This window comes from Gabonia massiliensis (assembly GCF_001403595.1).
GTDB lineage: Bacteria > Bacteroidota > Bacteroidia > Bacteroidales > Coprobacteraceae > Coprobacter > Coprobacter secundus.
Map to the genome: position 1 here is coordinate 1,306,502 of NZ_LN877939.1, position 9,227 is coordinate 1,315,728.

Sequence of the window (9,227 nt, forward strand, 5' to 3'; positions counted from 1 at the left end):
ATAATATAAATTCATATTTTTGCAACTGATAAATCAGGCTAATTTAAAAATTCTGAATTATGGCAAAAGCTAAATGTATTGGAATTCTGACCTCTGGCGGAGATGCCCCAGGCATGAATGCAGCAATTAGAGCGGTGACACGTGCCGCAATTTACAATGGCTTCGATGTAAAAGCAATTTACAGAGGATATAAAGGACTACTTACCGATGAAATAGTTCCTTTCAGAACTCAAAATGTAAGTAACATCATACAACAAGGAGGAACAATCCTCAAAACAGCTCGGTGCAAGGAATTTGAAACACCTGAAGGACGTCAATTAGCCTATGATAATCTGGTGAAAGAAGGAATAGATTCTCTTGTTGTTATCGGAGGAGACGGAACTCTTACGGGTGCCCGTATTTTTGCAACAGAACATAATTTCCCTATTGTCGGATTACCAGGGACAATAGATAATGATTTATTTGGTACCGACACGACAATCGGTTATGACACAGCTTTAAATACAATTATGGAAGCTGTCGATAAAATACGAGATACTGCCACTTCTCACGAACGTTTATTTTTTATCGAAGTCATGGGACGTGATGCGGGATTCTTAGCTCTAAATGGAGCTATCGCTTCAGGAGCGGAAGCAGCAATTATTCCAGAAATAGCAACAGAAGTAGATCAGCTTGAAGAACTGATTAAAAACGGATTCCGCAAATCAAAAAACAGTAGTATTGTCCTTGTAGCAGAAAGCCCAAGTACAGGAGGGGCTATGCATCTAGCCGAACGAGTAAAAAACGAATATCCACAATATGATGTTCGTGTAACCATATTAGGACACCTTCAACGAGGTGGTTCTCCTACAGCCAATGACCGTATTTTAGCCAGCCGTATGGGAGCTGCTGCAATAGATGCTCTACTCGAAGATCAACGAAATGTAATGATTGGTGTCCGTAATGACCAAATAGAATATGTTCCTTTTAATAAAGCTATAAAAAACGACAAACCTATCAACAGAGAGCTGTTAAATACATTACGTATTCTTTCTATCTAACTTTAAAATAACATTCGTATTTCTCATATTAAAAAAACGTAACAAAATAAATTGTTACGTTTTTTTTAATACATAATTGAAGACTCCATTTTCAAATTTTTCATAAAGAGATTTATAAGTTAAATAAAATATTTTAAGTATATATTTTATATATAAAATCTTCATTAACAGCATATTTACATCAATAAAGGATATATTATTTTTCTACCTTTGTCCAATAATAAACTATCACATTTATCTTATTATTTAATTCTTAATTTATGAAAAAAATATCATTCTTTATTGCAATTGCAATTACAGTTACATTCAGCTCTTGTACTACCAGTTTAACTACAGCGAATAGTGTTCAGCCAGGAGTAAAAGTACAAACAGCAGCAGAAGCTGATTTAAGTGTCAAAGAGGAACGTGTATCAGCTACTTTAAAAGGCCGCTTAAACAAACGATATACTCTTGATGAACTAAAAGAGAATGCGATCGCTAAAGCATTAGAATCAGCAAATGCTGATATTTTAGTTGACCCACGTTTCACCATTACTCAGAAAAAAGGTCTTTTCGGAAAAAGGAATAAAGCAGTCACAGTATCAGGCTATCCCGCCAAATACATAAACATCCGGTCAGTAAAGCCCATCCAGCCAATCGGTTCAATCAAACTTTTCGGTGAATAATAATTGCACACTAAAGTATTTTCTATAAAATTCAGATAAAAAGGCATTTTCCTTAGAAAGGAAAATGCCTTTTTTATCTATAATAGCCCAATATCCAAATCTTAAAAGTACATTAAAAAACTTACACAAAAAAATTATCAATACAAAAGAAATTACATGTTCACTTTCTTACACCAATTTATTTGATACACATTAAATCGTCTCAAAAACAAAAAAAACGCTGAAATGTCGCATATACTCGATATTTTTTCATTATGTAATCTGGAATAATCAACCTAAAACTGTTATTATAATTGAATTATTTTTTTTAAGTTTGCTGATTATGTAAAATGGACAGTTTATGAGCAACATATCTGAAGCGGAAAAAGCAGATAACGAATTGATAGAACGAGAATTCCAGGCATTATTAACAGATTACCTGAATTCGAACCATCGTAAAAAAGTGGATATTATCGAACGTGCTTTCCGATTTGCTAAAGAAGCACATCGGGGCATCCGCAGACGGTCAGGTGAACCCTACATATTACATCCAATCGCCGTAGCTCGTATTGTATGCCGAGAAATTGGCTTAGGATCGACATCCATATGCTCCGCTCTTTTACATGACGTTGTAGAAGATACCGAATATACAGTAGAAGACATAGAAAACCTATTCGGCCGAAAAATAGCAATGATTGTTGCCGGCCTAACTAAAATATCAGGGGGTATATTCGGAGACCAAGCTTCTGCCCAAGCAGAAAATTTCAGAAAACTACTATTGACTATGTCCGAAGACATTCGTGTCATTCTCATAAAAATGGCTGACAGACTTCACAATATGCGGACATTAGGCTCCATGACTCCCAGTAAACAATATAAAATAGCAGGAGAAACATTATACATCTATGCTCCTTTAGCTCACAGACTGGGACTCTTCGCTATCAAAACAGAACTGGAAGACCTTAGTTTCAAATACGAGCATCCAGATGCTTATAGGCAAATCACTCAGAAAATTGCAGACACTGAAGCCAAGCGTCAAGCTATTTATGAGGATTTTTCTGCTCCTATACTCAAAAAATTGCACGAGATGGGACTATCTTTCGAAATGAAAGCTCGAGTAAAATCCGTTTATTCCATCTGGAACAAAATGCAGACAAAAAACATCCCATTTGAGGAAGTTTATGATTTATATGCAGTTCGCATCATATTCGATTGTCCTAAAGAAGAAGATGAAAAAAAAGAATGTTGGAATATATATTCTGTAATTACTGATATCTATAAAGTCCATCCTGAACGCATACGAGATTGGGTAAGTCGTCCTAAAGCAAACGGATATCAAGCTCTACATGTTACTGTAATGGGCCCTGACGGCAACTGGATAGAAGTACAAATACGAAGTCGGCGAATGGACGAAATAGCCGAACGAGGTTTTGCTGCTCATTGGAAATATAAAGTCGGTAATTCCGATGAAGAATCAGAACTAGACATCTGGCTTAAAACAATTAAAGAAATCTTGGAAAATCCAGAGCCCAATGCATTGGACTTTTTAGATACGATAAAGCTAAACTTATTTGCTTCTGAAATATTCGTCTTTACCCCCAAAGGAGAACTAAAAACATTGCCTAAAGATGCTACAGCTCTTGATTTCGCATTTACCCTACATTCAGATATGGGATATCATTGCATAGCTGCGAAAGTAAACCATCGATTAGTTCCCATCAGCCAAAAACTACAGAGTGGAGATCAGGTAGAAATACTAACATCTAAATCCCAAAGTCCTAAACCTGAATGGATAAACTTTATCACAACAGCTAAAGCAAAAACTCGCCTAATGGCTGCCCTACGTAAAGACAGAAAGCAAGTAATAGTCAAAGGAGAAGAAATATATAATCGCTTCCTGAAAGAAAACAACTTTGAAGATAATATTAGAAATATAGACAAACTTCTCAATCACTATAAAATAGACAAAAAAGAAGAACTGTTTTACAGATTAGGCGCTGATGAAATTTCATTAAACGACAGTACTAAAAAACTTTTCAAAGAAAAAGGACAAAATGTCTTTATGAAATACCTGCGCATTCCATTTGTCGGAAACAGTAATAATAAACCTTCCACACAACAACCCCAAGAGGTTATCAATAACGAACCGACAAATAAAATAGACAGAAAAGCAACTTATATACTTAAAGACGACGGAAGCACCAAAAATTATACTATTGCAACTTGTTGTAACCCAATACCAGGAGACGATGTTTTGGGATATGTCAACGAAAATGAAAATGTAATTGTACACAAACGCTCTTGCCCAGTTGCTATGCGTCTGAAAAGCAGCTTTGGCCCTCGACTAGTCTCGACCCAATGGGATGATAATATTATTGACTCTTTTCCTGCAACAATCGAAATAACTGGAATAGATCAAGTTGGGGTATTAAACCAAATCACCCGCATTATCTCAAATGATTTAGCTGTAAATATTCGTAATCTCAACATAGAAACAAACGATGGATTGTTTAAGGGAACAATCAGTGTATTGGTACATAACATCAAAGATGTTGAGAGGATGTGTGATAATATAAAGAAAATAAAAGAGGTAAAATCTGCAACACGTATTATGAGCTGATTTACGTCTTATAATCTTTAATGAATATAAATATGGCATCAAAAAAATTAAAAGCGTTTTTTTCACGACAAACGATTTTTCAATCGTTATTTTTCATTGCCGCTGTATTGCTGACTCTATATTTCTTCCCCAGAGAAGGTAAATTCAGATATCATTTTCAAGAAGGTAAACCTTGGAGATACGGACTTCTAACTGCGTCTTTCGACTTTCCAATATATAAAAGCAGTATTCAAATCAAAACCGAACAAGATAGTGTATTAAAAGATTTCCAACCTTTCTATACATTCAATCCTAATATTGCCACCAAACAATCAGAAAGTTTACAAATCGCATATAAAACAAGTTTGAAAAGCAAGCTCCCAACCTATTTATATAACTTATTACAAAAAGAAATACAAGAGGTCTATCAACAAGGAATTGTCTCTTCAAATGATTACGAACGACTACAAAAAGAAAAAATAACAGCCATCCGTGTATTGGAAAATAACGTTTCAAAAACCTACCTGATGTCGTCTCTATTATCTCCACGCATGGCATACGAAAAGATAATAGAAAATTTGCCCGATGAAGGTAGTCGCAGTCTCGTGCACGATTGTAATTTAAACAATTATCTCGTTGAAAACCTTTCTTTTGATGCTGGTACTACTCAAAAAGCAAAAGATGAACTTCTACAACGCATATCAATATCATCTGGTGTAGTACAAGCAGGAGAAAGAATCATAGATAGAGGTGAAATAGTGTCTCCTCATACTTACCAAATATTAAAATCGCTCGAAACAGTAACTCTAAAAAAAACAATCAATCTTGATCGTAGAGAAATCACCATATTAGGTGAAGCTATCGTGATAATTTGCTTATATGTTTTTTTCTACCTTTTCTTAGCATTATTCCGCCCCAAAATATTTAATGACGCACGCCGATTAGGCTTCTTACTTATAATGATAGTCGGTGTGACATTAACAGCTTATTTTACAAGTCAATTAAAAGTTTTAGGTATATACATTGTACCATTTGCCATTCTGCCAATTATTATCGTAACTTTTATAGATTCTCGTACAGCTCTTTATGCCCATTTAATAACAGTGTTACTTTGTGCCTTTGTAGCTCCATTTGCAATGGAATTCATATTTTTGCAAATCATTATCGGAATGACTGCTATTGATACATTAAGTGACTTAGTAAAACGTTCACAATTAGTACGCTGTGCCATTTTGGTATTTATAGCTTACTCTATCTCTTATTTAGGATATACTTTATTATCAGAAGGAGACTGGACTAAAATAAACTGGAATATGTTTGCCTACTTTGGTGGAAGTTGTATTCTTTTACTTTTTGCTTATTTACTTATCTATTTGTTAGAAAAGACATTTGGTTTTGTATCAAATGTCACATTGGTAGAACTATCAGATATCAATTCTCCTATTCTCAGGCAATTATCCGAAATATGTCCAGGAACGTTCCAGCATTCGATGCAAGTATCTAATCTAGCAGCCGAAGCAGCAATAAAAATAGGGGCTAATGCGCAATTAGTACGTACAGGAGCACTATACCATGACATCGGAAAACTCGGAAATCCAGCCTTTTTCACTGAAAACCAATCTGGTGTAAATCCTCATCAAGCAATTTCTTATGAACAAAGCGCTCAAATCATTATACAACATATCAAAGACGGCTTAAAAATGGCCGACAAACTAATGTTGCCTCAAGCCATTAAAGACTTTATTAGTACACATCACGGAAAAAGTAAAACTAAATATTTCTATAATTCTTTTAAAAATGAATTTCCAGACTTCAAGATAAATGAAGAGTCTTTCACATACCCTGGTCCTAATCCTTTCACAAAAGAAACCGCAATCTTAATGATGGCCGACTCTGTAGAGGCTGCATCTCGCAGCTTGAAAGAATATACAGAAGAATCTATAGCCAAATTAGTCAATAATATCATTGACGGCCAAATTGCAGACGGCTTGATGAAAGATGCCCCCATAAGTTTCCGAGATGTAGAAACCATAAAAAGCGTGTTCATCGAAAAATTAAAAACAATGTACCACACCCGAATCAGCTATCCTGAATTGAAAAAAAACGGAGGAAAAAGCCCAGAACAGGAAAATAGTTCGAAAAACTAAAAAATAATGTATTTAAAATGTTTCCTCAATATGACAAAAAAACACCTTTTTAAACATAAGAGCCTTAATAATAATTTTTTAATACTTTGATTTGAGAGATTATAGCATAATGATATGTGAAATATAATACTGAAATTTTCATTTAGATTTCTTCTCCTGAAAAAATTACATTACCTTTGAAGCGAAATAGGGAATAAAAAGGAGCAAAATCTACTCCTAAAATCTTTATTTCCCCAGTTTAATAAAAGCTGTCAAAAGATATCAATTTAGATGAAGATAAAGCCGTGAGGCCCTAACCACACACACTTATAACACGAAAGAGGCTGTTTTGAAACAAACGAAACAGCCTCTTTTATCATATAATGATGGGAATACCCGGAAAATAGCAACTTTATATTATTTTACTTTTCAATTTCCGATATTTTTTTCAAAATCAAAACCAGATGATTCCAAAACTTCTCAACTGCCGGAATATGCATTCTCTCATCTGGAGAATGAACACCTCGTAATGTAGGTCCAAAAGAAATCATGTCCAAGTTAGGATATTTTTCAAGAAACAAACCACACTCTAATCCTGCATGTATAGCTTTTACTTCCGGAGTTATCCGATACAATTCTTCATAAGCCTCCTTTGCTATTTTTAATATACAAGAATCAAGGTTTGGTTTCCACCCTGGATATCCATCCCCATGAGTCACTACGGCACCTGCAAGAGAAAAGACACTCTCCACACGACAAGCAATCTCATCTTTCAATGACTCTACAGAGCTTCTTTGGCTGGTCGTTACTACAATCTTATCTTCAGGAGCCATTTTTACAGAAGCCAGATTTGTTGATGTCTCTACTAATCCTGGAATATCTCGACTCATAGCAATAACACCATGTGGACAAGCATTTAAAGAATTGATTAATGCAAATGTTGTCTGACGGTCGATGCAGCGACCTTGTTTGTCTTCAGACTCCATTACCAAAGTCATATCTGGCTCTATTCCTCCAAGTTCACTCTCAATAGTAGCAATAAAATGATTAAAATCGACGCGAATCTTCTCTTTTTCACTATGCTGAACCCCAATTATAGCCGAAGCTTCACGAGGTATAGCATTACGAAGATTCCCTCCATTTATGCTACAAAGAACCATATCATACTTTTTATAGGATTTACACAGGAAACGCGCTAAAATCTTATTGGCATTGCCTAATCCTTTATGTATATCCCCCCCCGAATGTCCACCTTTCAGATTTCCGACCTCTATACGGAAAAAGAAATAATCTGATGGAGTCATAGTAGGTTTATAGGTAAATATTGCAGTTGTATCTATTCCTCCAGCACATCCAATATAAATCTCGGCTTCATCTTCAGAATCCAAATTCAACAAATAATCTCCCGATAAAAACCCAGGCTTCATACCATAAGCTCCTGTCAGACCGGTTTCTTCATCAACAGTGAATAATGCCTCTATTTTACCATGTTGCAAATTATCAAATGCCAAAACAGCCAATGTAGCAGCCATCCCTATGCCATTATCAGCTCCTAATGTAGTACCTTTAGCTCGCACCCATTCACCATCTATATATGTTTCGATAGGATCATTCTCAAAATCATGTTGAGTAGCATTATTTTTTTCACAAACCATATCCATATGAGATTGCAAAATCACTACCGGAGCTTTTTCATATCCTAAAGTAGCAGGTTTTGTAATTAAAACATTGCCTGTTTTATCCTCCTTTTCTTCTAATCCATGTTCCTGTGCAAAGGCCTTTAGATATGCACGAATTTTGCCTTCCTTCTTCGAAGGGCGTGGAACCTTGGTTATTTCATCAAAATAGTGCCAAATCAGTTCCGGTTTTAAATCTTTTACTTCCATTGCTTTATTCAAAATTATCGAGTTAAAAACACATCAAAATAGGTCACATCCTGATAAATTAGTGTTAAATTCAGCTTCATTTATGATATAATGGTCAAAAATAAAGCTATAAACCAATTAAATCAGAGTTTATTTTTATATTTGCAGTACAAATATAGTCAAAATGTGGAATACGATACTTTTAACCATTGGGATTGTTGCAATAGCTTTCATTCTTTTAGGAATAAAAGTCATATTTGTTAAAAACGGACATTTCCCCAATAGTCATATTGGATCAAACAAAGAAATGAAGAAAAGAGGTATTTCTTGTGCTATGACCACTGATTTGAAAGATCGCAATCGAAAAAGATTGTCCGATTTGATAAATGAAAATTAAATTTTATTAGCCAGATAAAACAAGAAAATTATGAAGACTGCTACCAGATTTATGCATTCGGCCATGGCTCTTGCTATTGCAATGTTGTTCATTCAGTGTAAAAATAATACCGGACAAACTGCCCAAACTACTGAAACTCCAGCAAAGAGCAATGTAACATCCTCTAATAGACTTCCGATTGCATATGTAAATCTAGATTCTTTATTGGTGAAATATGATTACGCCAAAGAATTAAATGAAAAACTAATTCGCCGTCAAGAAAATGCCCGTGCCAGCTTTAACGAAAAAGCTCGCGAATTAGACAAAGAAGGTGCTGAATTTCAACGCAAATATCAAAACAATGCCTTCTTGTCACAAGAACGTCTAGAACAAGAGCAACAACGTCTATTAAAGAAACAACAAGACCTACAAACTTTAGGACAACGCCTTGAATCAGAAAATATGCAAGAACAGGTAAAAATGCAAATGCAAATGGCCGACTCAATCAACAATTTCATCAAAGAATATAATAAAAACAAAAAATACGAAGTCATTTTAAATAACACCAGTACTTTAT

General features: G+C 34.9%; 7 protein-coding genes. 6 read left to right on the forward strand and 1 reads right to left on the reverse strand.

All coding sequences use genetic code 11. The features are described from left to right. Positions 1-59 precede the first annotated feature (59 nt). The 4 genes from pfkA to BN2628_RS09915 all read left to right on the forward strand — a co-directional run bounded on the left by pfkA (position 60) and on the right by BN2628_RS09915 (position 6,430). Positions 60-1,040, forward strand: coding sequence for a 6-phosphofructokinase (gene pfkA / locus BN2628_RS09900; protein WP_044225938.1), 981 nt, complete (start codon positions 60-62; stop codon positions 1,038-1,040). 260 nt (positions 1,041-1,300) lie between these two features. Continuing rightward, positions 1,301-1,705, forward strand: coding sequence for a hypothetical protein (locus BN2628_RS09905; RefSeq protein WP_055097041.1), 405 nt, complete (start codon positions 1,301-1,303; stop codon positions 1,703-1,705). A gap of 340 nt (positions 1,706-2,045) precedes the next feature. Then, positions 2,046-4,304, forward strand: coding sequence for a RelA/SpoT family protein (locus BN2628_RS09910; RefSeq protein WP_055097042.1), 2,259 nt, complete (start codon positions 2,046-2,048; stop codon positions 4,302-4,304). Positions 4,305-4,336: 32 nt separating this feature from the next. Continuing rightward, positions 4,337-6,430, forward strand: coding sequence for an HD family phosphohydrolase (locus tag BN2628_RS09915; protein WP_055097166.1), 2,094 nt, complete (start codon positions 4,337-4,339; stop codon positions 6,428-6,430). Positions 6,431-6,831: 401 nt separating this feature from the next. On the opposite strand, the gene BN2628_RS09920 is transcribed toward BN2628_RS09915, so the two are convergent. Beyond that, positions 6,832-8,295: an aminoacyl-histidine dipeptidase gene (locus tag BN2628_RS09920; RefSeq protein ID WP_055097044.1), complete on the reverse strand. Its 1,464-nt coding sequence runs from the start codon at positions 8,293-8,295 to the stop codon at positions 6,832-6,834. Between the two features lie 163 nt (positions 8,296-8,458). Here BN2628_RS09920 and BN2628_RS09925 point away from each other — a divergent pair, with 163 nt between their 5' ends. Both BN2628_RS09925 and BN2628_RS09930 read left to right on the forward strand, forming a co-directional pair. After that, positions 8,459-8,671 carry a hypothetical protein gene (locus tag BN2628_RS09925; protein WP_021930544.1) on the forward strand — a complete coding sequence of 71 codons (213 nt, stop codon included), beginning with the start codon at positions 8,459-8,461 and terminating at the stop codon, positions 8,669-8,671. 30 nt (positions 8,672-8,701) lie between these two features. Then, positions 8,702-9,227: OmpH/Skp family outer membrane protein (locus BN2628_RS09930; protein WP_055097046.1), on the forward strand; the 526-nt coding region annotated here is incomplete at its 3' end.

Bases quoted from the DNA above. Each gene is read 5' to 3' on its own strand.
- pfkA (WP_044225938.1), top strand. From the start codon at position 60: ATGGCAAAAGCTAAATGTATTGGAATTCTGACCTCTGGCGGAGATGCC.
- BN2628_RS09905 (WP_055097041.1), top strand. From the start codon at position 1,301: ATGAAAAAAATATCATTCTTTATTGCAATTGCAATTACAGTTACATTC.
- BN2628_RS09910 (WP_055097042.1), top strand. From the start codon at position 2,046: ATGAGCAACATATCTGAAGCGGAAAAAGCAGATAACGAATTGATAGAA.
- BN2628_RS09915 (WP_055097166.1), top strand. From the start codon at position 4,337: ATGGCATCAAAAAAATTAAAAGCGTTTTTTTCACGACAAACGATTTTT.
- BN2628_RS09920 (WP_055097044.1), bottom strand. From the start codon at position 8,295: ATGGAAGTAAAAGATTTAAAACCGGAACTGATTTGGCACTATTTTGAT.
- BN2628_RS09925 (WP_021930544.1), top strand. From the start codon at position 8,459: ATGTGGAATACGATACTTTTAACCATTGGGATTGTTGCAATAGCTTTC.